Genomic DNA, 26,393 nt, shown 5'->3' with positions numbered 1-26,393 from the left:
CCCATGCCCGACAGCCACCAACTGTTCATGTTCATCGCGGCCGGCTGGCTGCTGAACCTCACGCCCGGCCCGGACGTGCTGTACATCGTCTCCAACGCCCTCAAGTCCGGCACCCGCGCAGGCATCGTCGCCGGCCTGGGCATCACCGCGGGGTGCTTCGTGCACATCTTCGCGGCCGCGGTGGGCGTGGGCGCGCTGCTGGCCACTTCGGCCACGGCGTTCACCGTGCTCAAGTGGGTGGGCGCCGCCTATCTGATGTGGATGGGTGTGCGCATGCTGCTGTCCAAACCGTCAGGCGATGGCGGCAGCGCAGCGGCCATCGCGGCGGCGCAGGCGGGGGCATCATCCGGTGCTGCCACGCCGCTGTCCAAGGTGTTCATGGGCGGCTTCTGGACCAACGTGCTCAACCCCAAGGTTGCGATCTTCTTCCTGGCGTTCGTGCCGCAGTTCATCGCGCCGGGCACCGAGAACAAGGCGCTGGCGTTTGTGCTGCTGGGCGTGCTGTTCAATCTGAACGCGATTCCCGTCAACACGGGTTGGGCGCTGGCCGCGGGCTGGATGGCGCGCCGCATGGGCGCGGTGCAGCGCGGCATGCACTGGCTGGACCGCGTGGCGGGCGCGATGTTCATCGGCTTTGGCCTCAAGCTCGCCTTCACCGACCAACCGACGCAATGAAGCACCCGCTAAGCCGCTTCGCGTCATCCCCCTGGGGACGCACCCTGTGGACCGGCAAAGCCGGATCCACGGGTGCACCCGCCCTGGCAGCGCCAGTACTGTGGAATGCGCCGGCTGCCACGCGCCATTGAAGAATTAACGCAGACAGGATCTATCACCATGTCCATCACCCCCCAGGAAGCGCTGCAGCGCACCATCGAGCACCGCGAAATCTTCCATGACGAGATGCTGCACCTGATGCGCATGATCATGAGCGGCGAGCTGTCGCCCGTCATGACCGCGGCCATAGTCACCGGCCTGCGCGTGAAGAAGGAAACCATCGGCGAGATCACGGCGGCCGCGCAGGTCATGCGCGAGTTCTCCACCAAGGTTCACGTGCCCGATAGCAAGCACCTGGTGGACATCGTGGGCACGGGCGGTGACGGCGCCAACACCTTCAACATCTCCACGTGCTCCATGTTCGTGGCCGCAGCGGCGGGCGCCAAGGTCAGCAAGCACGGCGGGCGCGGCGTGTCCAGCAAGAGCGGCAGTGCCGACGTGATGGAGGCGCTGGGCATCCACATCAACCTCAAGCCCGAGCAGATCGCGCAGTGCATCGCAGAGGTGGGCATCGGCTTCATGTTCGCACCCAACCACCACCCGGCCATGAAGAACGTGGCCCCGGTGCGCAAGGAGCTGGGCGTGCGCACCATCTTCAACATCCTGGGCCCGCTGACCAACCCGGCCGGCGCGCCCAACATCCTGATGGGCGTGTTCCACCCCGACCTCGTGGGCATCCAGGTGCGCGCGCTGCAGCGCCTGGGCGCCGAACACGCCATGGTGGTCTACGGCCGCGACGGCATGGACGAAGTCAGCCTGGGCGCAGCCACGCTGGTGGGCGAGCTGAAGAACGGCCAGATCACCGAGTATGAAATCCACCCCGAGGACTTCGGCATGTCGATGTCCAGCAACCGCGCCTTGAAGGTCGAATCCCCCGAGCAGTCGCGCGAGATGCTGATCGGCGTGCTCAAGGGAGAACCCGGCGCCGCGCAGGACATCGTCTGCCTGAACGCGGGCGTGGCGCTGTATGCGGCCAACGTGGTCGACTCGGTGCCCGCAGGGCTTGATAAGGCCCGGGCCGCCATCGCTTCGGGCGCTGCGCTGGTCAAGCTTGAGCGGATGGTCACGCGCACGCATGCGCTGGCAACGGCGGCCTGAAGCAGCCATGTGGCGCGACCGTGATACTGGGATGGCATTGGGCGTTTCGGTGTTGTTCTTCGGGGCGTTGGGCTTCGCGCACCGCATGGTCAAGCCGGCCGGTGCGCATTACTGCGAACCGTCCCAGCTCGCGTTCAAGGATGAGGTTTGAGCGCCGTCATGCGGCAACTGGCGCACCCCAGGACCCTGCACGGGCTCGTCGCTGCTGTTGAGCAGCAGTCCCGTGTGTGGCTGCCGTTGCAAATGGCGACGGGCGGTTCGATGCTTTTCTCTGTGCTGGTGGGTGCGGCAATGGCAGGGCTGGGCCTGTGGCTGCTCCACGTTGCCTCGGCGGAGAATGATGGGAGCCTTTTATTGCAGGGGATTTGCCTGATTGGATGCGGTGTCTTTGTTGCCACAAGGAATGTGCAGCGTACGTGGCCTCCGAACCGCCACCGAGGCTGGGAAGTGAACTTTGAGCAACGGACGTTGACCCCTGTGTGGTTGTCTGGATATTCCACGATCTCATTGGGGCCAGATTTCAGTTTGGGCTGTTATTTGGGTAGCGATGTAGATCAACAACCGGCATGGCTACTGGAGTTGCGCCACGTTCGCCGGGGGCCGGTCGCAACGTTGATGATGGTCCCTGTTGGAGGTCGCGGCGTCGGTGACGCGAGGATGATGGACCGCTGCGTGGATCGACTCGCCGAGCGGCTGGGTATCCGACGCTCGGGTTCTTTGTTGGGGCCGACCAAAACACGACAAACGTCGTAACTTTTGAAGCGACAAGATCCTGATCTGCACCGACCGTTGGTGACGCTGACTAACCATTTTTGTGAGAATTAAACATGTCCGACATCCTCAACAAGATCGTGGCCGTCAAGCACGAAGAAGTGGCCGCTGCCAAGAAGCGCACACCCCTCGACGCCATCCGCGCCGATGCCGAGAGCCGTGTGCTCACGCGCGACTTCGAAGGCGCGCTGCGCGCCAAGATCGCCAAAGGCCAGGCGGCGGTGATCGCCGAGGTCAAGAAAGCCAGCCCCAGCAAGGGCGTGCTGCGCGCCGACTTCATCCCCGCCGACATCGCGCAAAGCTATGCCGACGGCGACGGGAAGGTGAGCGCGGCCTGCCTGTCGGTGCTGACGGACAAGCAGTTCTTCCAGGGCAGCGTGGATTACTTGAAGCAGGCGCGCGCCAGCTGCCAGCTGCCCGTGCTGCGCAAGGACTTCATGGTCGATGCGTACCAGATCTACGAGTCGAGGGCGATGGGGGCGGATGCCATCTTGCTGATCGCGGCCAGCCTGGACGACGCCCAGATGGCCGACTTCGAGGCCATTGCGCGCAGCCTGGACATGGCGGTGCTGGTGGAGGTGCACGACGGCGCCGAGCTGCAGCGCGCGCTCCAGCTCAAGACGCCGCTCGTGGGCATCAACAACCGCAACCTGCGCACCTTCGAGGTCACGCTGGACACCACCCTGGGCCTGCTCAAGGATGTGCCCGCGGACCGGCTGCTGGTCACCGAGTCGGGCATCCTGAAGCCCGACGACGTGAAGCGCATGCGCGATGCTGGCGTGCACGCGTTTCTGGTGGGCGAGGCGTTCATGCGCGCGCCGGAGCCGGGCGAAGCGCTGGCAAAACTGTTCGCCTGATTGCCTGGTTACTCCTAAATCTATAGCTGGTTGCGCTTGTCCACCAAGCGATAAAGGCATTTTTGACCATGAATGACGCCGCTGCTAACCCCACCCAGCTGCAAAGCGCCGACCCGGCCGACTGGCCGGTGGCCCCAGGCTGGCAGCCCCTGGTCGATGCCTTCTTCGCCGGGGCGCGGGGGCAGTCGCTGCGCGCGTTCCTGCAGTCGCGGCTCGATGCCGGCGCGGTGATCTTCCCGCCGCGCCCGCTGCGCACGCTGGAGCTCACACCGCCCGACGAGGTGCGCGTGGTCATCCTGGGCCAGGACCCGTACCACGGCCGCGGCCAGGCCGAGGGGCTGGCGTTCTCGGTGGCGCCGGGCGTGCGCCTGCCGCCCTCGCTGCAGAACATCTTCAAGGAAATGCAGCGCGACCTCGGCGTGGCCTTTCCGCCGTTTCCCCAGCCCGGCGGCAGCCTGGTGAAGTGGGCGAAGAACGGCGTGCTGCTGCTCAACACCGGCCTCACAGTGGAAGAGGGCCAGCCCGCCAGCCACGCCGGCAAAGGCTGGGAGGCCCTGACCGACGCGGTCATCCGCCACGTGGCCGAGGGCGAGCGGCCGGTGGTGTTCATGCTCTGGGGATCGCACGCGCAATCCAAGCGCGCCTTGATCCCCCAGGACCGTGGGCACTTGCTGCTCATGTCCAACCACCCCTCGCCGCTGTCCGCCCTGCGCCCGCCCGTGCCCTTCATCGGCAATGGGCACTTCGGCAAGGCGCGGGACTTCCGGGCGCAGCACGGGTACTGACTGACTGTGCAGGCCGACTGGCTGCCGGCCTTGTGACCATGCCCCAGCAGCGCTGCACATGGCCGTGACAGTTTCTGCGGGACGAAGGGACCACCCATGACGGACGCTGACATCGAAGACCGCATCTTCGTCCTGCTGGCGCTGCGCCAACCCGAAGCGACCATCTGCCCGTCGGAGGTGGCCCTGTCACTGGTGGGTGAGGATGGCGCGTGGCGCGACCACATGCCGCACGTCCGCCAGGTCGCGCAGGCCTTGGCGCAGCACCACCGCCTGCGCGTGACGCGCGGCGGCGTGCCGGTCAGTGCGACAGCGCCCGGCGGGCCGATCCGCCTGGGCCTGCCCCGTGCGGAGGAGGGCGGCGCACCTACCAGCGACCCGGCAGCCGCTCCTTGAGCAGGTCCAGAAACGCCTGCACGGCCACCGGCAGGCTGCGCCCCGCCAGGGTCTGCACTTCCAGGTCGCGCAGGTCCATGCCCGGGTCGCTGATGGGCAAGGCCACCACGGCCCCGGCGGCCACCAGGTGGCGCGCGGCGATCTCGCTGGCCACCGACAGCCCGCCGCCGTGTGCCACGAAGTTGAGCACCGTCTTGGCGTGGTTGCTGATGAGCACGGCTTCGAGCTGCAGGCCCTGGCGGCTGCAGACGATGTCGATCATCTGGCGCACCGTGGTCTCGGCGGGTGGCAGGGCCAGGGGGTAGGCGGCCATCTGCGCCAGCGTGACGCTGGCCGCGCCCGCCAGCGCATGGCCGGGCGGCACGAGCGCCAGCACCGGGGCGTTTTGCCGGTAGGCCACCTCGACGTCCTTGTGCGGCGCGCGGCTGAAGCACAGGCCGATGTCGGCCGCGCCGCTGCGTACCGCGTCGGGCACCTGGGCGGTGGGCAGTGAGATCACGCTGAACTGGATGCCGGTGTGCGTGCGCTGAAACTCCACGCACAGGCGCGGCACCAGCTCGTTGGCAAACGCGTCCGATGTGGCCAGCCGCACCTGCCCCGCGCGCAGGCCCTGCAGCGCACCGATCTCGCCCAGCGCGCGCTCGGCGTCCAGCACCGTGCGCCGGGCGTGCACGGCCAATATCTCCCCGGCGGCGGTCAGCACCATGCCGCGCGGGTGCCGGTCGAACAGCGGCGTGCCCAGCTGCGCCTCCAGCCCCGCGATCTGGCGGCTCAACGCCGAGGCGGCCACGTGCAGGCGGGCCGATGCCTCGGTGAGCGAGCCGCTGTGCGCCACCTCCAGGAAGTAGCGCAGGGCGGTGTCTTGCAGAAGCTGGGGGCGCATGGGGCAATGGGGGGTGTAAGGAGTTGGCGTGTTTTGCCGTTGGGCAGCCCAAAGTATGAAGTGGTTTGCCGCTGCGGCAAAGCTGCTTGCCTATTTGGCGTTGGTGTTGCGGGCGCGGGCTTTCTAAGATGGTTGGCTGGCCATTCAGGCGTGTGCCGTGCAGCCGCCGGTCTTGCCTGAGTGCTGCCACCTGTGACCTGTGACCTTTGACCTTTGACCTGTGTGTGCGGCACTGTGCGCTTTTCCCATTCTTCTGGAGTACCTGTATGCGTCTTTTTCCGTGGAGCCGTCGTGTTCTGTGCCTGGCCGGGCTGATGGTGTGGGGCGCAACCGCACAGGCGCAAGCCGCGTGGCCCGACAAGCCCGTGCGCGTGATCGTGCCGTTTCCGGCCAGCGGGGCGACCGACCTGGTCGCGCGCGTGGTCACCCAGCGCGTGGCGGCCGACCTGGGCCAGCAGATGGTGGTGGACAACAAGCCCGGCGCGGGCGGCACCATCGGCACGGCCGAAGCCGCCAAGGCCGCGCCGGACGGCTACACGCTGCTGCTCACCACGAGCAGCACGCACGCCATTTCGCCCCACCTGATGCCGCGCCTGGCGTACGATCCGCGCAAGGACTTCACGCCGGTGGCCCACGTGGCCGACGCACCCAGCGTGCTGCTGGTGACCAATTCTTTGCCCGTCAAGAACGTGGCCGAGCTGATCGCCTACGGCAAGGCCCATCCCGGCAAGCTCAACTACGCCACCAGCGGCAACGGCACCATCGTGCACCTGAACACGGCCGCCTTCAGCGCGCAGGCCGGCGTGGAGATGACGCACATCCCCTACAAGGGCACGGCGCTGGCCATCCCGGACCTGATTGCCGGGCAGACCCATGTGCTGTTCGACTCCCTGCCCACGGGCATGCCGCACGCCAAGGCCGGCCGCCTGCGCGCCCTGGCCGTGACCAGCGAAAAGCGCAGCACGCTGGCGCCCGAGCTGCCCACGCTGGCCGAGTCCGGCCTGCCCGGGTATTCGTCGGTGACCTGGTTCGGCGTGTACCTGCCAGCAGGCGCACCGCCCGCGCTGGTCGACAAGGTGCACAAGGCCTTTGCCAAGGCGGTGCAGGCGCCCGAAGTGGCCGAGAGCCTGGCCAAGCTGGGCGTGGAGCCCGCTGCGCCGCGCACGCCCGCGCAGTTCGGTGCGATGGTGCAGGCCGACAGCAACCGCTGGGCGACGGTGATTCGGCAGCACAAAATCACGGTGGAGTGACATCTCCCCGGTACCCGTTTGCCGTCAAACAACGACAGAACCGTTCACGCCGAGCCTGTCGAAGCGCCGCGCACGGCTTCGACAGGCTCAGCCCGAACGGCTTGGGCAGGAGCCGCCTTCGGCCCCTCGCCCGAGAGAACGACACCCTCGGTGCGGGGCGGGCCCTCCTCGGTGCCTCTCGCTTTGCGCCGCGCCAGTTTCAAGCGCCGCGAACCCTTGCGGGCAACCCATTCAGAACGCCATGAATAACCCAACCCTCGACTGGTCCCTTCCCTACGCCTCCCACCGCAGCGCGGTCATGGGGCGCAATGTGGTCTCCACCTCGCAGCCGCTGGCCGCGCAGGCGGGGCTGCGCATGCTGCTGGCGGGCGGCAACGCGGTGGATGCCGCCATCGCCGCCGCCATGGCGCTCACCGTGGTCGAGCCCACGGGTTGCGGCATCGGCAGCGACGGCTTTGCCATCGTGTGGGACGGCAAGGAACTGCACGGCCTCAATGCCTCCGGCCGCTCGCCCGCCGCGTGGTCGCCGGAGTATTTTGAGAAGCTGGGCGGCATCCCCGAGACGGGGTGGAATGCGGTGACCGTGCCGGGCGCCGTCTCGGCCTGGGTGGCACTGTCCAAACGCCTGGGCAAGCTGCCCTTCGCACAGCTGGCGCAACCCGCCATCGACTACGCGCGCCATGGTTTTCCGGTGTCGCCCACCATCGCCCGCCTGTGGGCGCTGGGCGGTGCCAAGCTGGGTGCGCAGCCCGGTTTTGCCGAATGCTTTCTGCCGGGTGGCCGTGCGCCGCAGGCGGGCGAGATCTTCCGCAGCGAGGCCCATGCCCGCACGCTGGAGCTGATCGCCGAGACGCAGGGCGAGGCCTTCTACCGCGGCGTCATCGCCGAGCGCATGGTGGCCCATGCGCAGGCCCACGGCGGCGCGATGACGCTCGAAGACCTGGCCTCGCACCAGGCCGACTGGGTGGGCACCATCGAGCAGCGCTTCGGAAAATCGGTGATCCACGAGATCCCGCCCAACGGCCAGGGCATTGCCGCGCTGATGGCGCTCGGCATGCTCGACGCGCACGGTGTCGGCAAGCATCCGCTCGACAGCGTGGAGACCGTGCACGCCAGCATCGAGGCCATGAAGCTCGCGCTGGCCGACCTGGACCAGTACAACGCCGACATCGACGCGATGCCGGTCACTCCCCGCGACCTGCTGCAGGCCGACTACCTGCGCAGCCGCGCAGCGCTCATCGACCCCGAGCGCGCGGGCGACCCCGGCCACGGCGCGCCGCGTCCGGGCGGCACGGTGTACCTGGCCGCGGCCGATGCGTCCGGCATGATGGTCTCGTTCATCCAGTCCAACTACATGGGCTTCGGCTCGGGCGTGGTGGTGCCCGGCACGGGCATCAGCCTGCAGAACCGGGGCCACGGCTTCAACCTCAGGCCCGGCCACGCCAACGAAGTGGGCCCGCGCAAGCGCCCCTCGCACACCATCATCCCGGCGTTTGCGATGCATGCGGATGGCACGCCACAGATGGCCTTCGGCGTGATGGGCGGCCCCATGCAGAGCCAGGGCCACACCCAGATGGCGCTGCGCGTGCTGCGCTACGGCCAGAACCCGCAGGCCGCCGCCGACGCGCCACGCTGGCGCGTGACGGGCGGCAAGGGCGTGGCCGTGGAGCCCGCGTTCGACCCCGCCGTGGTGGCGGCGCTGCGTGCGCGGGGCCATGAGGTCACGGTGGAAGAGGGCAACGGCGTGTTCGCCTTCGGCGGTGCGCAGCTGGTGCTGCGCGAGGGCGGGCACTACATCGCCGGGTCCGACCCGCGCAAGGACGGGCACGCGGTCGCTTTCTGACCGGTCCTGGCGCGTTGGCGGCGGCGCAGGACGCCCACGGCCGCCGCACGCGGGTCAGCCCGCCGCGCAGTCCGGAAACCGCCTTTGCAGCTCGGCCGCCGGCATGGTCTCGGCCACGTCAATTTTGCGCACGAGGGGGATGTATTCGCCCGGGTCGGTGAAGCGCATCAGGGTGCTCACCACCTGGTTCCTCAGGCCGTTTTTCTGGCAGCCGGCCAGCTCCAGGCCCAGGCTCAGTTCCCGCGGCCCGTCGTCGGTGGCCTTCCAGGCCAGCGCCTTGTCGCGCAGCGCCTGCAGGCGCGGCAGGGCGGCAGGCTCGATGCGCCAGACCTGCACCACGGTATGGATGGACTCGTACGGCGCCAGCGGGCTGCGTTCCGCGGTGCTGCGCAGCTCCTGCAGCGGCAGCTTTTCTTCCAGGCGTTCCACCGTGTCGCGGCCACCGGGCAGGCGCACCTTGCGCGACACGCCCACCGACAGCACCAGCGACTGACCGTGCAGCCGCAGGTTCGGGCTGTGCACCACGGCCGCGCGCAGCGCCGCCGGGTCCACAGTCTCCAGCTGCAGCTTGCGCAGCTTCCACAGCGACGACACCGGCACGCTGCCGCACGCGGTCAACAAGGCGGCGACCAGGGCGGCGCACACAGCCAACAGCAAGGCGGTATCCCGCGGCGCACGGCCTGTGCCGGAAAGCGCGGGCACGGCGCGGTGAGGAGGTGCTGCGGGCGCAAGCTCACCGTGTTGGTGGGTGAATGGACTGGGCAATGGCATGGCTGTATAAAATTGCTGTAAAACGGTATATTATTATTGTTTTACGGAAAAATTCAGGTGCCGAAATGCTCCATTCCATTGCCTCCCAGCGTTCGCCGGTTCACACCGCTGCCTTTCGGCGGCTGGCCTGGGGACTGCTCCTAGCCAGTTGGGCCTGTGCGTTGGTGTCCATCGGGCTGTCGTTGGCGCGCTGGGCTGCCATCGGGCATGCGATGGATTGGGGGCGCTGGCTGCCCGTGACCGTGGTGCCCGCGCAGGCCATGGTGGCGGGCCTGGTCGCGCCGGCAACGATGGACACCGGCTGGCGCTGGCTGGGCGTGGCGCTGGAGTGCATACCTGGCTTGGCTCTGCTGTACACCGTGCTGTGCGTGCACCGCATCTGCCGCGCCTTCTTGCGTGGCGAGGTGTTCGGGCCGGAGGTCGTGCGCGGGTTTCGGGGCGTGGGCTGTGGCTTTCTGGCGATGTTCGTGGCGTCGCTGGTCTACCAGGTCGGCGTCTCGGCGCTGCTGTCGTGGCTCGCGTCGGGGCAAAAGGGCGGTATGGTCGTGCTGGGCGTGAGCTCGTTCGAGATGAGTGTGGTGGTGGTCGGGCTGATGATGCTGCTGCTGGCCCACGTGCTTGCCGAGGGCAGCCGCCTGAAGGCCGAATCCGATGCGTTCGTCTGAAAAACAGGCCCCGAAAGCGACTGCCACACCATGACGATTGTTGTCACCCTGGATGAGATGCTCGTGCGCCGCAAGGTCAAGTCGCGCGACCTGGCGGCCCATGTGGGCATCACCGAGGCGAACCTGTCCTTGCTCAAGAGCGGCAAGGTCAAGGGCGTGCGCTTCGAGACGCTCTCGGCCATCTGCGGGTACCTGCAGTGCCAGCCCGGCGACCTGCTGGCGTGGGTGGACAGCGGCGGCGATGGCGCCCAGGACGGCGCGGCGCAAGAAGGCGTGTAAGTGCGCCGGTGGGGCTGGGGTGCCGCTGCCGTCAGCCGGCGCCGGCGCGTGGCTGTGGCCGTGCTGGCCGCCGTGCTGCTGCACGGTGTCGTGCTGACCGCCTGGAATCTGCAGCAAAGGCATGTTCTCCCATCGCCATCGCATTCGCCGCGACAGGCGATGGAGGTGCAGTGGATCACGCAGGCCGACGTGCTGCCGCCCCCTGCAGCGCGGCGTGACATGGAGCGTGCACAGGCTCTCCCCAAGGTTTCCGCATCTGCATCTGCATCTGAAGCCCGCCCGGTGCGCGCGGCAGAGCGTTTGCGCAGCGCAGGCGCGCCCGCCAATGCCCTTGCCAACGCGGCGCCCGACGCAGTGACCGGCACGGTCCTCGGTGCCCGAGCATCTGTCGTGCCAATGCCACCTCCGCAGGCCGGGACTGCTGCGGCTCCAGCGCCCCAGCCACCAGCGTCCGACAGCCGGATGACCAATGCCCCGCTGCGCTGGAGCCCCGACGCCGTGGGCCGTGCCGACCGCCAGGAGCGCGAATGGCAGCGCCGCCACGGTGCCGTACCGGCAGCGCAACTGGCAGTGGGAGACGGCGCCCCTGCGGACAGGCCCTTGGGTGCGGCGATGTCGACCCGCGAGTGGCGCGGTGGCGATGGCTCCCGCGTCACGCAGGTGGAGGGCCCGGCGGGCACCTACTGCGTGCGGCTGCCGTCGGCCAATCGCCTGCCCGATGTGGGCGCCGCACCGCGCGTGGCGCCCGTCAGCAACTGCCCTTGACCCCGCCGATTGCCGGGGGCCGCATCGCCGGTCAGCGCGCGGGCGTGCGCTCCAGCAGCATCGCGTCGCCGTAGCTGAAGAAGCGGTACTTCTGTGCGATGGCGTGGCGGTACAGGCCCATCACATGCGCGTAGCCGGCAAAGGCGCTCACCAGCATCATCAGCGTGCTCTTGGGCAGGTGGAAGTTGGTGATCAGCACGTCCACCACCTGAAAGGCAAACCCCGGCGTGATGAAGATGCTGGTGTCGCCCGACGCCTGGCCCGAGCGGGCCCACGATTCGAGCGTGCGCACCGTGGTCGTGCCCACCGCCACCACGCGGCCGCCGCGCTGGCGGCAGCGCTCCAGCGCGGCCAGCGTGGCGTGCGGCACCTCGTACCACTCGCTGTGCATCTGGTGCTCGGCCAGGTTCTCGGTCTTCACCGGCTGGAAGGTGCCGGCGCCCACGTGCAGCGTGACGCTGGCGCGCTCGATGCCGCGCGCCGCCAGGTCGTCCAGCACGCCGTCGTCGAAGTGCAGCGCGGCCGTGGGCGCGGCCACGGCGCCGGGGTTGCGGGCGAACACGGTCTGGTAGCGCTGGGTGTCCTCGGCTTCGTCGGGGTCGTGGTCGGCGTTCTGCTGGCGCTCGATGTAGGGCGGCAGCGGCAGGTGGCCGTGGCGCTCCATCAGCTCCCAGGGCGATTCGCCCGCAGGGCCCTGCAGCGCAAAGCGGAACAGCGGGCCGTCCTCATGGGGCCAGCGCGACAGCAGCGTGGCGTCGAAGCCGCCGCCGTGGCGCCCGCCGGCCATGTGCACGGTGCTGCCGGGCAGGGGCTTCTTGCTGACCTTCATGTGGGCGACGACTTCATTCCCCGGGTTGTCGGCTTCGGCGGGCAGCACGCGCTCTATCAACAGCTCCAGCTTGCCGCCGCTGGCCTTCTCGCCAAAGATGCGCGCCTTGACCACGCGCGTGTCGTTGAACACCAGCAGGTCGCCTGCGCGCAGCAGGCCGGGCAGGTCGCGGAAGATGCGGTCGGCAGGCTCGATGGCGCGGCCGTCGAGCAGGCGCGATGCGCTGCGCTCTGCGGCGGGGTGCTGGGCGATGAGTTCGGGGGGCAGCGAGAAGTCGAAGTCGCTGAGGGTGTAGGCGCGCGGCGCGCCGGGGTCGATGTCGGTCATGGTGCTTGAGGGCCGGACGGGCCCGTGCCAAGAAAGGCGGAGGTCAGGGGAAGAAAGGGTGCGATTGTCCCACGCGGCCTTGCGCACCACGCGCCACGGGCCGTGCCGGAGCGCGATGCGCCCGAGCGGGCCTGGCGGCCCGGCACCGGGGAAAAGACGCCCGCCTTCAGGCGCTGGCCACGGTAACCGTGGTAGCCTTTTTGATTCGATTGCTTCGTTCGCACCACCCCGCTCCATGCCTGCCGCTGCCCCCCGCGTTCCCTTGAGCCCCAAAGCCGCGGCAGCGCCTGCTGGCGCGGCCAAAGGCGGCGCGTCGGTGGCGCAGAAGGCGATGCACAAGCTGGGCCTCCAGCGCGATATCGACCTGGCGCTGCACCTGCCCCTGCGCTACGAGGACGAGACCCGCATCACCCCGCTGGCCAACGCGCGCGACGGCCAGATGGTGCAGGTCGAAGCCACCGTGATCGCCAGCGAGGTGCAGCTGCGGCCGCGCCGCCAGCTGCTGGTGCAGGTCGAGGACGACACCGGCACCTGCGAACTGCGCTTCTTCAGCTTCTACCCCTCGCACCAGAAGACACTGTCGGTGGGCGCGCGCCTGCGCATCCGCGGCGAGGTCAAGGGCGGCTTCTGGGGCCGGCAGATGCTGCACCCGGCGTTTCGCCTGGCGGGCGGCGAGCTGCCCGCCGCGCTCACGCCCGTCTACCCCACCACGGCCGGCCTGCCGCAGCCCTACCTGCGCCGCGCGGTGGTCGGTGCGCTGGCCCGGGTGGACCTGTCGGACACGCTGCCCCCTGGCACCGAGCCGCCGTATGCGCGGTTCAATAGCCAAAATGGCCTCCCGCGCTTGTTCAGCCTGCGCGAGGCGCTCACTTTTTTGCATCACCCCACGCCGGACGTGGCGATGTCCACGCTGGAAGACCACAGCCACCCGGCTTGGCAGCGGCTCAAGGTGGAGGAGCTGCTGGCCCAGCAGCTGTCGCAGCAGCAATCGCGCCGCGCGCGGGACATGCTGCGTGCGCCCGTGCTGCACGTGCGTCGGCCCACCGATGGTGCGTTGCCGCTGCACGAGCAACTGATGGCCGTGCTGCCCTTCAGCCTGACCGCCGCGCAGCGCCGCGTGGGCGAGGAAATCGCGGCCGACCTGGCGCGCCAGGTGCCCATGCACCGGCTGCTGCAGGGCGACGTGGGCTCGGGCAAGACCGTGGTCTCCGCCCTGGCCGCGTGCCTTGCCATGGACGCGGGCTGGCAGTGCGCGCTGATGGCGCCCACCGAAATCCTGGCCGAGCAGCATTTCGCCAAGATGATCGGCTGGCTCGAACCGCTGCTGGCCGCGCGCGGCCGCAAGGTGGCCTGGCTGGTGGGCGGGCAAAAGAAGAAGGACCGCACCGCCATGCTCGCGCTGGTCGAGAGCGGCGAGGCCGCGCTGGTGGTGGGCACCCACGCCGTGATCCAGGATCAGGTGCGGTTCAAGAACCTGGCGCTGGCCATCATCGACGAGCAGCACCGCTTTGGCGTCGCGCAGCGGCTGGCGCTGCGGCAAAAGCTGGCCGAGCACGGCATGGAGCCGCACATGCTGATGATGAGCGCCACGCCCATCCCGCGCACGCTGGCCATGAGCTACTACGCCGACCTCGACGTCTCGGTGATCGACGAGCTGCCTCCGGGCCGCACGCCCATCGTCACCAAGCTGATCGCCGACAGCCGCAAGGACGAGGTCATCGAGCGCATCGGCGCCCAGGTGCAGGCCGGCCGGCAGGTGTACTGGGTGTGCCCGCTGATCGAGGAAAGCGAGGCGCTGGACCTGAGTAACGCCACGGCCACGCACGCCGACCTGAGCGAAGCCTTGCCAGGCTGCATGGTGGGCCTGCTGCACTCGCGCATGCCCACCGCCGAGAAGAAGGCGGTGATGGCGCTGTTCACCAGCGGCCAGATGGGCGTGCTGGTCAGCACCACCGTGATCGAGGTGGGGGTGGACGTGCCCAATGCCTCGCTCATGGTCATCGAGCATGCCGAGCGTTTCGGCCTGTCGCAACTGCACCAGCTGCGCGGCCGCGTGGGCCGCGGCTCTGCGGCGTCGGCCTGCGTGCTGCTGTATGCCACCAACGACAGCGGCCGCGTGGGCGAGACCGCCAAGGAACGCCTGCGCGCCATGGCCGAGACCAACGACGGCTTCGAGATCGCCCGCCGCGACCTGGAGATCCGCGGCCCCGGCGAGTTCCTGGGCGCGCGCCAGTCGGGCGACGCGCTGCTGCGCTTTGCCGACCTGGCCACCGACACCGTGCTGCTCGACTGGGCCCGCGAGCTGGCGCCGGTCATGCTGGACCGCTACCCGGACCTGGCGGCGAAACACGTGGCGCGCTGGTTGGGTGGAAAATCGGACTATCTGAAGGCATGAAGATGGCATTCCCCCGAAGCCGCCACGGGCAGGGGACTGCCATTCACCCCCAGCCCAGGAACAGACCATGACCCTGACCGAACTCAAATACATCGTCGCCGTGGCGCGCGAGAAGCACTTTGGCCATGCGGCCGATGCCTGCTATGTCTCGCAGCCCACCCTGTCGGTGGCGATCAAGAAGCTGGAGGAAGAGCTCGATGTGAAGCTCTTCGAGCGCAGCGCGGGCGAGGTGTCGGTCACGCCGCTGGGCGAGGAGATCGTTCGGCAGGCGCAGAGCGTGCTGGAGCAGGCCGCGGCCATCAAGGAGATCGCCAAGCGCGGCAAGGACCCGCTGGCGGGCCCGCTGACCCTGGGCGTGATCTACACCATCGGGCCCTACCTGCTGCCCGACCTGGTGCGCCAGGCCATCGGCCGCTCGCCCCAGATGCCGCTCATGCTGCAGGAGAACTTCACCGTCAAGCTGCTGGAGATGCTGCGCACCGGCGAGATCGACTGCGCCATCCTGGCCGAGCCCTTCCCGGACACGGGCCTGGCGATGGCGCCGCTGTACGACGAACCCTTCATGGCGGCCGTGCCCAGCTCGCACCCGCTGGCGGGCAAGAAGTCCATCACCGCGGCAGAACTTAAAAGCGAGACCATGCTGCTGCTGGGCTCGGGCCACTGCTTTCGCGACCACGTGCTCGAGGTGTGCCCCGAGTTCGCGCGCTTTTCCAGCAATGCCGAGGGCATCCGCAAGTCGTTCGAAGGCTCGTCGCTCGAGACCATCAAGCACATGGTGGCGGCCGGCATGGGCGTGACGCTGGTGCCGCGCCTGTCGGTGCCGCGCGATGCGCTGCTCACGGTGTCGCGCCGCCGCAAGAGCGACGAAACCTACGTGCGCTACCTGCCCATCCGCGAGGAGGACGGCGGCCCGCCGCCCATGCGCCGCGTGGTGCTGGCCTGGCGGCGCAGCTTTACCCGCTACGAGGCGATTGCCGCGCTGCGCAACGCGGTGTACGCGTGCGAGTTGCCGGGCGTCAAGCGGCTGTCCTGAACATCGCTTCGACGGCTGTTTCGATCGCCGCCTGAGCAGGGCGGCAAGGGCTACACTTTCGCCCCGCATGGCGTGCAGTCTTTCAGGGGCCCGCCACGGGCGGCGACAACGCGCTGCCCGGACTGCAGGCCGAGCGACAGGCGGCCCGCAGGCGCCGTGCGCACTCCACAACCCAAGGAAAACAAGCAATGAAGAAGATTCTGATGGCCGCCAGCCTGGCCGTGGGCCTGGCCGCGTGCACCAGCATGCCCACCAACGCACCCTCGGCGGGTACGGTCAAGAAGGCCGACATGGACCGCCTGGTGGCCGTGCTGCCCGCTGCAGCGCAAGGCAGCTTCACCGAGTTCCTGGCCCAGGCCGCGCGCGAGAACGCGCTGCTGCGCGCCAGCGTGGCGGCCTATGCGGCCAAACAGCCGCTGGCGGGCGATGACCTGGTCAACATCAGCCGGCTGCTGGGCCTGTACAACCGCCTGCACAACCAGGCCGCGGTGATCGACGCCACGGCGAAGATGGTGGCCATCCCCACGGTGCGCGCCGACAAGGTGCCGCCGCACGAGGACAAGAACATCATCGCCTTCGGCGCGCTGGTCGAGGGCATGGCCCGCGACTTCGGCCTGGTGTACCGCAACGTGGACAACCGCATCTTCGAGGTGAAGCTGCCCGGCAGCAGCAGTGAGGAGTTCGGCATCCTCACCCACGCCGACGTGGTGCCCGTGGTGGCCGACGAATGGGTGCTGGACGACGGCACGCGCCTGGACCCCTTCAAGCTCACCCGCGTGGGCGGCAACCTGTACGGCCGCGGCTCCATCGACGACAAGGGCTCCATCGCTGCCGTGCTGTACGCCATGAAGGCCGTGAAGGAAAGCGGCCTGCCGCTGTCGCGCACCATCCGCCTCATGATCGAGACGACCGAAGAGACCGGTGGCGACGCGATGAAGTACTACCGCGCCAAGACCGCGCTGCCCGAGTACAACATCGTGCTGGACAGCAAGTACCCCGCCGTGGTGGCCGAAAAGGGCTCCGGCGCGCTGCGCGCCTCGTTCGCGCTGGGGCCGGCGGCCGGCGCCGGTGCCACCGCCATCACCGCCATGGCAGGGGCCGCATCGACCAATGCCGTGCCGCAGACCGCCACGGCCAGGCTGCAAGGCGGCAACACCGCCGACGTGGCGGCGCGCCTGAACGCTGCCAAGGCTGCGTTCGTCGAGAAGTACAAGCCGCAGGGTGGCCCCTTCAGCATCGACGTCACGCAGGACGGCGCCGCCGTGCAGGTGAAGGTGACCGGCGCATCGGCCCACGGCTCGCGCCCTGAAGAAGGCGTGAACCCGCTGCCGCGCCTGGCGCTGTTCCTCAAGGAGTCCGGCGTCGCGCTGGCCCCCAACGGTTACGCGCAGGCCGTGCGCTACCTCACCGACCTGTATGGCACCGACTACCTGGGCCGCACGCTGGGCCTGGCGTATGCCGACGACTTCATGGGCCCGCTGACCATGTCGCCCAACCTCGTGCGCGAGAAGGATGGCCAGGTCGATGTGCTCGTGAACGTGCGCATGCCCCGCGGCAGCACGCCCGAGGCGCTCTCGCAGGCCACCTCGGCCAGGATCAAGGCCTGGGGCACCCAGGCCGGCGTGGCGGTGGAGGTGGACCACCAACAGGGCAACTGGATGGCCCGCGACCCCAAGGGCGCCTGGCTCTCCACGTTGCTCAACACCTTCGGCGACACCACGGGCCTCGAAGCCAAGCCCGTGCCCACGGCCGGCAGCACCACGGCCAAGCTCATGCCCAACGCCATCAACTTCGGCCCCGCCATGCCCGGCAAGAAGTACACGGCGCACAACGCCAAGGAGTTCAAGGAAGTGGTGGACATGGACGCGGACATGCAGATGTTCACCGAGATGCTCGTGCGCATCGGGAATTTGAGCCAGATGCAGTGATGGCTTTGACGCCTGCGCTAAAGTGATCCGTCAGCCGCCGTGCGCTGCAGCTCCGGGCCCACCGGGGCCGCAGCGCACGGCGGATTCCATCGATTGACCCTCATCCAACGAAGGAGCTCCCCATGGCCAAGGCCCCCAAGACCACCATCTCCCCCGCCGTCTCCACCACCGCCCCCCGCATCAACATCGGCATCAGCGACAAGGACCGCGCTGCCATCGCCCAGGGCCTGTCGCGCCTGCTGGCCGATACCTACACGCTGTACCTGACCACGCACAACTTCCACTGGAACGTGACGGGCCCCATGTTCAACACGCTGCACACCATGTTCATGGCGCAGTACACCGAGCTGTGGAACGCGGTGGACCCGATTGCCGAGCGCATCCGCTCGCTAGGCCACATCGCTCCCGGCTCGTACGCCGAATTCGGCAAGCTGGCCACCGTGCCCGACGCGCCCAGCCAGCCCCCGAAGGCGCTCGACATGGTGCGTGTGCTGGTCGAAGGCCACGAAGCCGTGGCTCGCACGGCCCGCAGCCTGTTCCCGGTGGCCGACAAGGCCAGCGACGAGCCCACGGCCGACCTGCTGACCCAGCGCCTTACCGTGCACGAGCAGACGGCGTGGATGCTCCGTTCGCTGCTGGAAGAGTGATTGCAGGCGCTCACCGGAGAGCGGCCCCAGGGCCGTACCGGTGCCCAGGCCCGTCAAAGTGCGTTTTGTCCTACAACATGTGTGAGCAGTTGTACGGATGATGCGAGTTTTGGTCGTGCTGCCCCCGTGGCGGTGGCATGGCGGCTTGACCAACCGGTGATCTATGCGAATTCTGTACGTTGAAGACAACCCCGAGCTGCGCGAAACCATCGGCATGCTGATGGAAGGCGACGGCCAGACAGTGACCTCGTGCGCCACGGCCGAGGAAGCGCTGGTCCTGGACGCCGACGATCCGTTCGACCTGCTCGTCTCGGACGTGAGCCTGCCCGGCATGTCGGGCACGGACCTGGCCCGCAAGGTGCTGGCCGTGGACCCGCAGCGCTGGGTGGTGCTGTGCACCGGCTACGAGCTGGGCGACTACGCCTCGGCGTGGGGCCCCAATGTGCGCACGCTGCTCAAGCCCTTCGAGCTGGAAGACCTGGAGAGCCTGCTGGGCTCGATCCGCGCCGCGGTTCACGGCACCGCCGCCTGATACGGACTCGCGTTCGGAGCCATCGCCTCTGGCGGTAGTGCCGAGGCGCAAAGCGACTGGCGACTGGCGGCCGCCACCTACCCCCAGCGGCTACCCACCAGCAAGCTACCAACCAGCAGCTAGCGACTCAAGCGTGCCTCGCTTCAGGCCCGCCGATCCCTCACAGGGCACGGGGCCGCACGTGGCAGCTCGACCCGGAAGTGCGTGACGCCCTGCTGCGACGACACCTCGATGCTCCCGCCATGCGCCAGAACGATCTGGTTTGCGATGAACAAGCCCAGCCCCAGGCCCTGCTGCCGTCCAGGCGCACGTTCGCGGCCACGGAATGGGTCGAACAGGTGGGGCAGCAGGTCGGGCGCAATCGTGCCGCCGTTGGACACCTGCAGCACCAGCGTGTCGGCACGGAGGCCATCCAGCAGCACCCGCACCGGCTCGGTCTCGGTGCCGTGGTGTACGGCATTGCCCACCAGGTTGGTCACCACCTGGCACAGCCGCTCGCCGTCCCAGGTGCCCGCCAGGTCCCCCTGCAGCGTGGAGTCGATGCGGCGTTCCGGGTAGCTGGCCTGGATTTCGGCCAGGATGCGCTGGACCAGCGCCTGCATGTCGGTGGGGCCCGGCTGTAGCCCCAGACCACCCGCTTGCCGGATGCGCGTGACATCGAGCAGGTCCTCGATCATGCGGCTCATGCGCTGGCTGCTGCTGAGCAAACGGTCCGCCATCGCGTCGATCTTGTCCGCGTCGGGCTGGCGCTTGAGCACGGTGGCTGCCGCCGTGATCGACATCAGGGGCGTGCGCAGGTCATGGCTCAGAACGGCCATGAACATCTCGTTGATGCGCAGCGCCTGCGTGCGTTCGTGCAGCTCGTGGGCCAGCGCCTGCTTGCGGCGGTGCAGCTCGAAGAACACCTGGGCCTTGGTGGCCAGCATGTGCGGGTCGATCGGCTTGTACAAGAAGTCCACCGCCCCGCTTTCGTAGCCCCGGAACTGCCAGTTCTGCTCGCGTGAACCGGCGGTCATGAAGATCAGCGGAATGTGCCGCGTGCGCTCGCTGCCGCGCATCAGTTCGGCCAGCTCGAACCCGTTCATCTCCGGCATCTGCACGTCCAGCAGCGCCAGGGCCACATCGCTGTGGCTGAGCAGCAGCTCCAGCGCCTCGGGGCCCGACTGGGCCTTCAGGATTTCGATGCCTTCGCGCTGCTGCAGCAGGGCTTCGAGCGCGATCAGGTTTTCCTGCACGTCGTCGACCAACAGGCACTTGATGCGCTCGGCAGGCGGGGGCTGGGGCGGTGATGTCAGGTCGTTCATCGGGCGGTCGGGGTACATCATCGTCACAGCAGGCTTTGTTGGTGCAGTTGCGCAAGCAATGCTGCAATGCCCGCAGGGGGCAGGGTGTGGTCTACGGGCGTGCGGGCCAGTGCGGCCAGCGGCATCGTCGGCATGGGAGCGCTGGCAGGGTCCTGCACGATGGCCAGGCCCCCGGCCGAGCGGATGGCCGCCAGGCCCTGCGCCCCGTCTTCGTTGGCGCCTGACAGCAGAATGCCCACCAGGCGCGGGCCGTACAGGTCGGCGGCGGATTCGAACAGCACATCGATGGAAGGCCGCGAGAAGTGCACCGGTGCATCCACCGACAGCGACAGGCGCGGCCCGTCATCCACCAGCAGATGGTAGTCCGGCGGCGCAAAGTACACCGTGCCGGCCTCGATCCGGTCCTTGTCCCCGGCCTCCTGCATCGGCAGGGCGCACCGTTGGCGGAAGATGTCCGCCAGCAGGCTGCGCCGGTCGCGCGGCAGGTGCAGCACCACCACCATGGCGGCCTGCAGCGTGGCCGGCAGGGCGGGCAGCAGGGCCACGAGGGCCTCCACTCCGCCCGAGGAGCCGCCCACCACGATGGCCTCGTACGCGAACGAGGAACCCGACGCGGATGAGGACGAGGTGCCGGGGGCGGTGGCCGCAGACATGGCTTCAGCGTTCACAGGCCGGCCTTCTTGCGGTAGATGCGGTCTTCCAGCACGAAGTCGTCGAACGCCGGGGCCTCGGCCGAAAAGCGCAGCGACTCCTTGGAGCCCAGGCCCAGAAAGCCCCGGTGGCACAAGGCCTCGCGGAACAGCCCGAGCGCGCGGTTTTGCAGGTCGCGCTCAAAGTAAATCAGCACATTGCGGCAGGACACCAGGTGCACCTCGGCGAACACGCTGTCGGTGGCCAGGCTGTGGTCCGAGAACACCACATGTTCGCGCAGCGACTTGTCGAACACCACGCGGCCATAGCGCGCGGTGTAGTAGTCCGACAGCGAGCTGCGCGCGCCCGAGCGGGCGTGGTTCTCGGTGAACGCCGCCACACGCGCGAGGTCGAACACGCCGGACTCGGCCAGGCGCAGCGCGTGGGGGTTGATGTCGGTGGCGTAGATCAGCGTGCGGTCCAGCAGGCCTTCTTCCTGCAGCAGGATGGCCAGCGAGTACACCTCTTCACCCGCGCTGCAGCCGGCCACCCAGACCTTGAGCGAAGGGTAGGTGCGCAGCAGCGGCACCACTTCTTCGCGCAGCGAGCGGAAGTACGTGGGGTCGCGGAACATGTCGCTCACCTGCACGGTGAGGTACTCCAGCAGCGCCGGGAACACGTGGGGCTCGTGCAGCACGCGGTCCTGCAGCTGCGACAGGGTCTTGCACTGGAACTCGATCAGCGCCGTGGTCAGCCGTCGCTTGAGCGATGCCGGCGAGTACCCCCGGAAGTCGTAGTGGTAGCGGTGGTAGATCGCATCGATCAGCAGGTGCTGCTCGATGTCTGCGGTCTTCGCTTTCTTCAAGAGGGACATGGGCCGGGCTGGGGTGCTCGCTGGGTAGGTTACTTGGGCATCCAGACGCGCACGAGCGACAGGAGTTTTTCCACATCCAGCGGCTTGGCGATGTAGTCGTTGGCACCGGCGGCCAGGCACTTTTCCTGATCGTCCTTCATGGCCTTGGCGGTCAGCGCGATGATGGGCAGGCGGCGCCACGCGGGGCGGTTGCGGATCTCGCGCATGGCGGTGTAGCCGTCCATCTCCGGCATCATGATGTCCATCAGCACCAGGTCCACCGCAGGGCCGCTGGCGTCGGCGCGTTCCAGCGCCTCCAGTGCCTCGATGCCGTTGCGGGCGATCTGCAGCTTGATGCCCGTGGGCTCCAGGATGCTCGAGAGCGCGAACACGTTGCGCACGTCGTCTTCCACCACCAGCACATTGCGGCCTTCCAGCGCCGTCTCGCGGCTGCGCGCGGACTGCAGCATCTGGCGGTGCTCGACCGACAGCTCCGACTCCACCTGGTGCAGGAACAGCGTGACCTCGTCCAGCAGGCGCTCCGGCGAGCGGGCGTCCTTGACGATGATGGATTTGGAGAAGCGCCGCAGCTGCTGCTCTTCGTCGCGCGACAGTGCGCGGCCGGTGTAGACGATGACGGGCGGAAACGACACGCCGTCCTGCTCGGTCATCTGCTGCAGCAGCTCGAAGCCGGTCAGGTCGGGCAGGTTCAGGTCCATCACCATGCAGTCGAAGGTGGAGCCGCGCAGGTGGTCCAGCGCCACGCCGGCAGTGCCGGCGCAGACGATCTCCACGTCGTCGCGGCTGAGCAGGTGGCGCACGCTCTCGCGCTGGCGCTCGTCGTCTTCCACCACCAGCACGCGGCGCAGGTTCTGGGTGAACTTGGCCTCCAGGCGCTGCAGAGCCTGCACCAGCTCTTCGCGCTTGACGGGCTTAAGCGCGTAGCCCACGGCGCCACGGCCCATGGCCTCTTGTGAATAGTCCGCCACCGAAACCACGTGCACAGGGATGTGCCGCGTGGCGGGGTTGCGCTTGAGCTGGTCGAGCACGCCCAGGCCGGAGAAGTCGGGCAGGTTCACATCGAGCACGATGGCGCTGGGCAAGAGCTGCGCGGCCATGGCCAGCCCGTCCGCCGCGTTGGCAGCCATGTGGCTTTCAAAGTCCATTTCACGGGCCAGCTCGCACAGGATGTTGGCAAACCGTTCGTCGTCTTCAACCACCAGGATGCTGCGGGCACTGGCCCGCTGGGGCACCACCGCGGTGGCGCTGCCGCCTGCCTGGGCCGCTGGTGGCGCTGCGATCGAACTCAGTGCCTGCACCACGCCTGCCAGCTGGGGCGCGGCTGGCGCCAGCGCTGACGGCGTCGCCCCATGGGCGGTGTGGCCTGCGTTGGCCGTGTGTGCTGTTTGTGCTGTGTGCGGGGAATTTGAAACCGCTGCAGGATCAGCCTGCAACGCCGCCAGCCGCGCGGGCAGTGTCAATGTGAACACGCTGCCTTCGCCCGCGCTGCTCTCCACCGAGATCGCACCGCCCAGCAGCTGCGCCAGGTCGCGCGAGATCGACAGGCCCAGCCCCGTGCCGCCGTACTTGCGGTGCGTGCTGCCATCGGCCTGGCGGAAGGCTTCGAAGATCAACTCCTGCTGGTGCGCCGGGATGCCGATGCCGGTGTCCCGCACCGCAAACACCACCGTGTCGCCCGTGCCGCGCGAGACCTGCAGGGTGATCGAGCCTTTTTCGGTGAACTTGAGCGCGTTGGACAGCAGGTTCTTGAGCACCTGGCCCAGGCGCAGCGGGTCGGTCTCCATCGTGGGCACGTCGGCCGCCACGGTGGCCGACAGCGCCAGGCCCTTTTCCTGGGCCAGCAGGCGCAGCGGCTCCACCAGCGCCTGCACCGCCTTGCCCACCTGCACGGGCTCGACCGACACGGTGGCCTGGCCGGCCTCGATCTTGGCCAGGTCGAGGATGTCGTTGATCAGCGCCAGCAGGTCGTTGCCTGCGGAGTAGATGGTCTGGGCGTACTTGACCTGGTCGCCGGAGAGGTTGCCGGGCTTGTTGTCGGCCAGCAGCTTGGCGAGGATGAGCGTGGAGTTCAGCGGGGTGCGCAGCTCGTGGCTCATGTTGGCCAGGAACTCGCTCTTGTACTGGCTGGCCGTTTCCAGCTCGCGCGCCTTGTCGGTCAGGGCGCTCTGGGCGCGCAGCATCTGCTCGCGCTGGTATTCCAGCTGCTGGGTCTGCTCTTCCAGGTGGGCGTTGGTCTGCTCCAGCTCGGTCTGCTGCACCTCCATCTGCGCCTGCGACTCCTGCAGGATGCGGCTTTGCTGCTCCAGCTCTTCGTTGTTCACGCGCAGCTCTTCCTGCTGCGTCTGCAGTTCCTCGGACTGGCGCTGGGTTTCCTCCAGCAGCGCTTCCAGCCGGGTGCGGTCCGCACCGGAGCGGATGGCGATGGCCAGCATCTCGGAGGCGCGCTCCATCAGGTTGCGCTCGGCATCGTCCAGCGCGCGGTAAAAGCCCAGCTCGATCACGGCATACACCTTGCCGTTTTCGACCGCGGGGGCCACCAGCAGCTCGGCGGGGCTCGACTGGCCGGTGCTGGAGGACACCAGCAGGTGGGTGGAAGGCACGTCGCGCACATGCAGCAAGGTGCGCGATCGCGCTGCCTCGCCCACCAGGCCCTCGTCGGCCAGCAGCGTCTGGGTGAGCCGCTCGCGCGGCAGCGCATAGCCGCCGAACAGCGAGAACCCGCCGCCGGGCTCGGCCACGTAGCCTGCGCCCACGTTGGCCTTGAGGTAGCCGGCCAGGTACTCCAGGGCCAGCTTGCCGATGTCTTCCAGCCGGTGGTCGCCCTGCAGGCGCTGGCCCAGGCCGGTCAGGCCGGCGGACACCCACGACTGGCGGGACTTGGAGCGGTATTCCCGCGAGGTCATGGCGGCCGAGGCGCAGATCAGCGCCAGCAGCACGATCGAGCCGCCCCACGAGTAGTAGGCCGACATCGTGGCGGCATCCACCCAGGCCTGGCGGCGGGCTTCCAGTTGCTGGCTTTGCAGGGTGAACAGGTCGGACGAGAGGTCGCGCACCCGGTCCATCAGGTTCTTGCCCGCGTCGGTGCGCACCAGGGCCATGGCGGCGTCCCGGTTGCCGCCCTTGTGCAGCTCGATGGTCTCGTTCAGTTCGCGCAGCTTCTGGCGCGTAAGGTCATCGATCTGCGTGACCAGGCGCCGGTGAATGGGTTCTTCGTTGGTGCTGGCCTTGAGCGCCGTCATCTGGCGCTCCAGCGACGTCAATGCCAGCTGGTAGGGCTGCAGGTAGGACACCTCACCCGTCAGTAAAAAGCCGCGCTGGCCGGTTTCGGCATCTTTGAGCGCGGAGCTGAAGAGGTTGAGCTGGCGCATGGCCAGCGTGGTGCGATCCATCGCCGCCACCGCTTCGCCCCGCGTTTCGGACGCGCGGAAATTCACAAGGGCGATGACCAGGGTGGCCAAAGCCGCCACGACGAAACCCGCCATCAGCGTGCGGGGAATGGCAAAACGGGTGGTGGCCTGGGTACTGGAGGATCTGGGCATGCGGGGCAGGTCCTTAGGGTGGGATGACCCGGGGACTTTACCGGGTTTGAGACGCTTGTTACAGGGAGGGCCATCCCCGCGCGGCCAATTTGTGGCCACCGGCTTGCGGGGCATGCCGGGGGCGCGCCGCCAGCCGGCTGCTACATTCGCACAGCCCGTGCGCCGGGCGGCCGGGCCGGGGCACCAACCGCCCGGTCTTTGGCCCCCCGCCGTTGGCCGGTTGCCGCCGGGTCTTGCTCGGGTTCCCCAGGTTCTCCCGGGTTATTCCAGATCGTCCCCGGCTTTGCCAGGTCTTCGCAGGTTTGTCCCGCAGCTTGTCGTCTGTTTTCACATGTCCACCGCCGCCCCCCGCAGCCGTTTCGCCCTGTACCTCGACCTCATCCGCTGGGACCGGCCCGCCGGCTGGCTGGTGTGCCTGTGGCCCACCCTGGGCGCGCTGTGGATCGCGGCCGACGGCTTCCCGGGCTGGCACCTGCTGGCGGTTTTCGTGCTGGGCACCATCCTCATGCGCAGCGCCGGCTGTTGCGTGAACGATGTGGCCGACCGCGACTTCGACAAACACGTCAAGCGCACCGCGCAGCGCCCTGTCACCACCGGCGCCGTGTCGGTGAAGGAGGCCCTGGGCCTGGGTGCCGTGCTGGCGCTGCTGGCGTTCGGCCTGGTGCTCACCACCAACGCGGCCGCCATTGCCTGGTCGGTGCCCGCGCTGCTGGTGGCCATCGCCTACCCCTTCACCAAGCGCGTCATCTCCATGCCCCAGGCGGTGCTGGGCATTGCGTTCAACTTCGGCATCGTGATCGCGTTCGCCGCCGTGCAGGGCACCGTGCCGGCCGTGGCGTGGTGGCTGTGGCTGGGCAACCTGTGCTGGGTGCTGGCCTACGACACCGAATACGCCATGGTCGACCGCGACGACGACCTGAAGATCGGCATCAAGACATCGGCCATCACCCTGGGCCGCTGGGACGTGCCCGCCATCGTGGCTTTTTACCTGATTTTCTTGGCCGTTTGGGCCCTTGCGCTGGTCCCGTATGCGCTAGGCGCTATGTTTTATGTAGCAATTGCCGCCGCACTCGCCCAGGTGGCCTGGCACTGGAGCCTGATCCGCCACCGCACCCGCGAGGGCTGCTTCAAGGCCTTCCGGGTAAACCACTGGCTGGGCGCCACGGTGTTTGCCGGCATCGCGGGCAGCTACCTGGTGCGCTCGCTGCTCAGCCACTGATA

23 protein-coding genes are annotated in these 26,393 nt (G+C 68.4%); 16 read left to right on the top strand and 7 right to left on the bottom strand.

The window, feature by feature from the left end; translation table 11 throughout:
* The first annotated feature begins 3 nt into the window (after positions 1 to 3).
* The 5 genes from ACSQ3N_RS24045 to ACSQ3N_RS24025 all read left to right on the top strand — a co-directional run bounded on the left by ACSQ3N_RS24045 (position 4) and on the right by ACSQ3N_RS24025 (position 4,678).
* The gene (locus ACSQ3N_RS24045; protein WP_436147649.1) at positions 4 to 675 is read left to right on the top strand and encodes a LysE family translocator; all 672 of its coding nucleotides are present in this window, start codon (positions 4 to 6) and stop codon (positions 673 to 675) included.
* A gap of 159 nt (positions 676 to 834) precedes the next feature.
* Positions 835 to 1,872: an anthranilate phosphoribosyltransferase gene (trpD, locus tag ACSQ3N_RS24040; protein WP_056172475.1), complete on the top strand. Its 1,038-nt coding sequence runs from the start codon at positions 835 to 837 to the stop codon at positions 1,870 to 1,872.
* 827 nt (positions 1,873 to 2,699) lie between these two features.
* On the top strand, positions 2,700 to 3,500 hold the full coding sequence (gene trpC / locus ACSQ3N_RS24035) for an indole-3-glycerol phosphate synthase TrpC (protein WP_436147648.1): 801 nt from the start codon (positions 2,700 to 2,702) through the stop codon (positions 3,498 to 3,500).
* A gap of 68 nt (positions 3,501 to 3,568) precedes the next feature.
* The gene (locus ACSQ3N_RS24030; RefSeq protein ID WP_436147647.1) at positions 3,569 to 4,285 is read left to right on the top strand and encodes a uracil-DNA glycosylase; all 717 of its coding nucleotides are present in this window, start codon (positions 3,569 to 3,571) and stop codon (positions 4,283 to 4,285) included.
* Positions 4,286 to 4,381: 96 nt separating this feature from the next.
* Positions 4,382 to 4,678, top strand: coding sequence for a DUF3253 domain-containing protein (locus tag ACSQ3N_RS24025; protein ID WP_436147646.1), 297 nt, complete (start codon positions 4,382 to 4,384; stop codon positions 4,676 to 4,678).
* Here the strand turns inward: ACSQ3N_RS24025 and ACSQ3N_RS24020 are convergent.
* A complete protein-coding gene (locus ACSQ3N_RS24020; protein WP_436147645.1) occupies positions 4,650 to 5,561 on the bottom strand; it encodes a LysR substrate-binding domain-containing protein in 912 nt (303 codons plus the stop codon). The genes ACSQ3N_RS24025 and ACSQ3N_RS24020 overlap by 29 nt on opposite strands.
* A gap of 266 nt (positions 5,562 to 5,827) precedes the next feature.
* On the opposite strand from ACSQ3N_RS24020, the gene ACSQ3N_RS24015 reads away from it, so the two are divergent.
* Both ACSQ3N_RS24015 and ACSQ3N_RS24010 read left to right on the top strand, forming a co-directional pair.
* The gene (locus ACSQ3N_RS24015) at positions 5,828 to 6,811 is read left to right on the top strand and encodes a Bug family tripartite tricarboxylate transporter substrate binding protein (protein WP_436147644.1); all 984 of its coding nucleotides are present in this window, start codon (positions 5,828 to 5,830) and stop codon (positions 6,809 to 6,811) included.
* Positions 6,812 to 7,052: 241 nt separating this feature from the next.
* On the top strand, positions 7,053 to 8,654 hold the full coding sequence (locus tag ACSQ3N_RS24010) for a gamma-glutamyltransferase family protein (RefSeq protein ID WP_056172492.1): 1,602 nt from the start codon (positions 7,053 to 7,055) through the stop codon (positions 8,652 to 8,654).
* A gap of 54 nt (positions 8,655 to 8,708) precedes the next feature.
* Here the strand turns inward: ACSQ3N_RS24010 and ACSQ3N_RS24005 are convergent, their stop codons facing one another.
* Positions 8,709 to 9,356, bottom strand: coding sequence for a hypothetical protein (locus tag ACSQ3N_RS24005; RefSeq protein WP_436147643.1), 648 nt, complete (start codon positions 9,354 to 9,356; stop codon positions 8,709 to 8,711).
* Positions 9,357 to 9,490: 134 nt separating this feature from the next.
* Between ACSQ3N_RS24005 and ACSQ3N_RS24000 the strand changes: the two genes are divergently transcribed.
* From ACSQ3N_RS24000 to ACSQ3N_RS23990, 3 genes are read left to right on the top strand one after another with little or no spacing between them, the layout of a single operon-like run.
* Positions 9,491 to 10,090, top strand: coding sequence for a DUF2975 domain-containing protein (locus ACSQ3N_RS24000; RefSeq protein WP_436147642.1), 600 nt, complete (start codon positions 9,491 to 9,493; stop codon positions 10,088 to 10,090).
* Positions 10,091 to 10,120: 30 nt separating this feature from the next.
* A complete protein-coding gene (locus ACSQ3N_RS23995) occupies positions 10,121 to 10,369 on the top strand; it encodes a helix-turn-helix domain-containing protein (RefSeq protein ID WP_436147641.1) in 249 nt (82 codons plus the stop codon).
* Complete coding sequence (locus tag ACSQ3N_RS23990; protein ID WP_436147640.1) at positions 10,370 to 11,134, top strand: hypothetical protein; 765 nt, start codon at positions 10,370 to 10,372, stop codon at positions 11,132 to 11,134. It begins immediately after the preceding gene.
* Between the two features lie 31 nt (positions 11,135 to 11,165).
* On the opposite strand, the gene queA is transcribed toward ACSQ3N_RS23990, so the two are convergent.
* Positions 11,166 to 12,290, bottom strand: a complete 1,125-nt coding sequence (gene queA / locus ACSQ3N_RS23985; RefSeq protein ID WP_436147639.1) for a tRNA preQ1(34) S-adenosylmethionine ribosyltransferase-isomerase QueA — start codon at positions 12,288 to 12,290, stop codon at positions 11,166 to 11,168.
* A gap of 331 nt (positions 12,291 to 12,621) precedes the next feature.
* Between queA and recG the strand changes: the two genes are divergently transcribed.
* The 5 genes from recG to ACSQ3N_RS23960 all read left to right on the top strand — a co-directional run bounded on the left by recG (position 12,622) and on the right by ACSQ3N_RS23960 (position 18,825).
* A complete protein-coding gene (recG, locus tag ACSQ3N_RS23980) occupies positions 12,622 to 14,685 on the top strand; it encodes an ATP-dependent DNA helicase RecG (RefSeq protein WP_436148005.1) in 2,064 nt (687 codons plus the stop codon).
* Between the two features lie 67 nt (positions 14,686 to 14,752).
* Positions 14,753 to 15,718 carry a LysR substrate-binding domain-containing protein gene (locus ACSQ3N_RS23975; protein WP_436147638.1) on the top strand — a complete coding sequence of 322 codons (966 nt, stop codon included), beginning with the start codon at positions 14,753 to 14,755 and terminating at the stop codon, positions 15,716 to 15,718.
* A 188-nt stretch (positions 15,719 to 15,906) separates the two neighbouring features.
* A complete protein-coding gene (locus ACSQ3N_RS23970; RefSeq protein WP_436147637.1) occupies positions 15,907 to 17,646 on the top strand; it encodes a dipeptidase in 1,740 nt (579 codons plus the stop codon).
* A gap of 122 nt (positions 17,647 to 17,768) precedes the next feature.
* Complete coding sequence (locus ACSQ3N_RS23965; RefSeq protein WP_436147636.1) at positions 17,769 to 18,293, top strand: Dps family protein; 525 nt, start codon at positions 17,769 to 17,771, stop codon at positions 18,291 to 18,293.
* Between the two features lie 163 nt (positions 18,294 to 18,456).
* The gene (locus ACSQ3N_RS23960; protein ID WP_056172520.1) at positions 18,457 to 18,825 is read left to right on the top strand and encodes a response regulator; all 369 of its coding nucleotides are present in this window, start codon (positions 18,457 to 18,459) and stop codon (positions 18,823 to 18,825) included.
* A 143-nt stretch (positions 18,826 to 18,968) separates the two neighbouring features.
* Here ACSQ3N_RS23960 and ACSQ3N_RS23955 read toward each other — a convergent pair whose 3' ends face one another.
* Genes ACSQ3N_RS23955 through ACSQ3N_RS23940 form a run of 4 tightly spaced genes read right to left on the bottom strand, consistent with a single transcriptional unit; the run spans position 18,969 to position 25,172 of the window.
* Positions 18,969 to 20,129: a hybrid sensor histidine kinase/response regulator gene (locus ACSQ3N_RS23955; RefSeq protein WP_436147635.1), complete on the bottom strand. Its 1,161-nt coding sequence runs from the start codon at positions 20,127 to 20,129 to the stop codon at positions 18,969 to 18,971.
* Positions 20,130 to 20,152: 23 nt separating this feature from the next.
* Positions 20,153 to 20,782: a chemotaxis protein CheB gene (locus ACSQ3N_RS23950; RefSeq protein ID WP_436148004.1), complete on the bottom strand. Its 630-nt coding sequence runs from the start codon at positions 20,780 to 20,782 to the stop codon at positions 20,153 to 20,155.
* An 11-nt stretch (positions 20,783 to 20,793) separates the two neighbouring features.
* A complete protein-coding gene (locus tag ACSQ3N_RS23945; RefSeq protein ID WP_056420379.1) occupies positions 20,794 to 21,633 on the bottom strand; it encodes a CheR family methyltransferase in 840 nt (279 codons plus the stop codon).
* A 29-nt stretch (positions 21,634 to 21,662) separates the two neighbouring features.
* A complete protein-coding gene (locus ACSQ3N_RS23940) occupies positions 21,663 to 25,172 on the bottom strand; it encodes a response regulator (protein ID WP_436147634.1) in 3,510 nt (1,169 codons plus the stop codon).
* A gap of 331 nt (positions 25,173 to 25,503) precedes the next feature.
* Here ACSQ3N_RS23940 and ubiA point away from each other — a divergent pair, with 331 nt between their 5' ends.
* The gene (gene ubiA, locus ACSQ3N_RS23935) at positions 25,504 to 26,391 is read left to right on the top strand and encodes a 4-hydroxybenzoate octaprenyltransferase (RefSeq protein WP_056172530.1); all 888 of its coding nucleotides are present in this window, start codon (positions 25,504 to 25,506) and stop codon (positions 26,389 to 26,391) included.
* Positions 26,392 to 26,393 lie beyond the last annotated feature (2 nt).

The organism is Acidovorax sp. LjRoot194, assembly GCF_964253015.1.
GTDB lineage: Bacteria > Pseudomonadota > Gammaproteobacteria > Burkholderiales > Burkholderiaceae_C > Acidovorax.
This window is presented reverse-complemented; position numbering and strand designations above follow the sequence as displayed.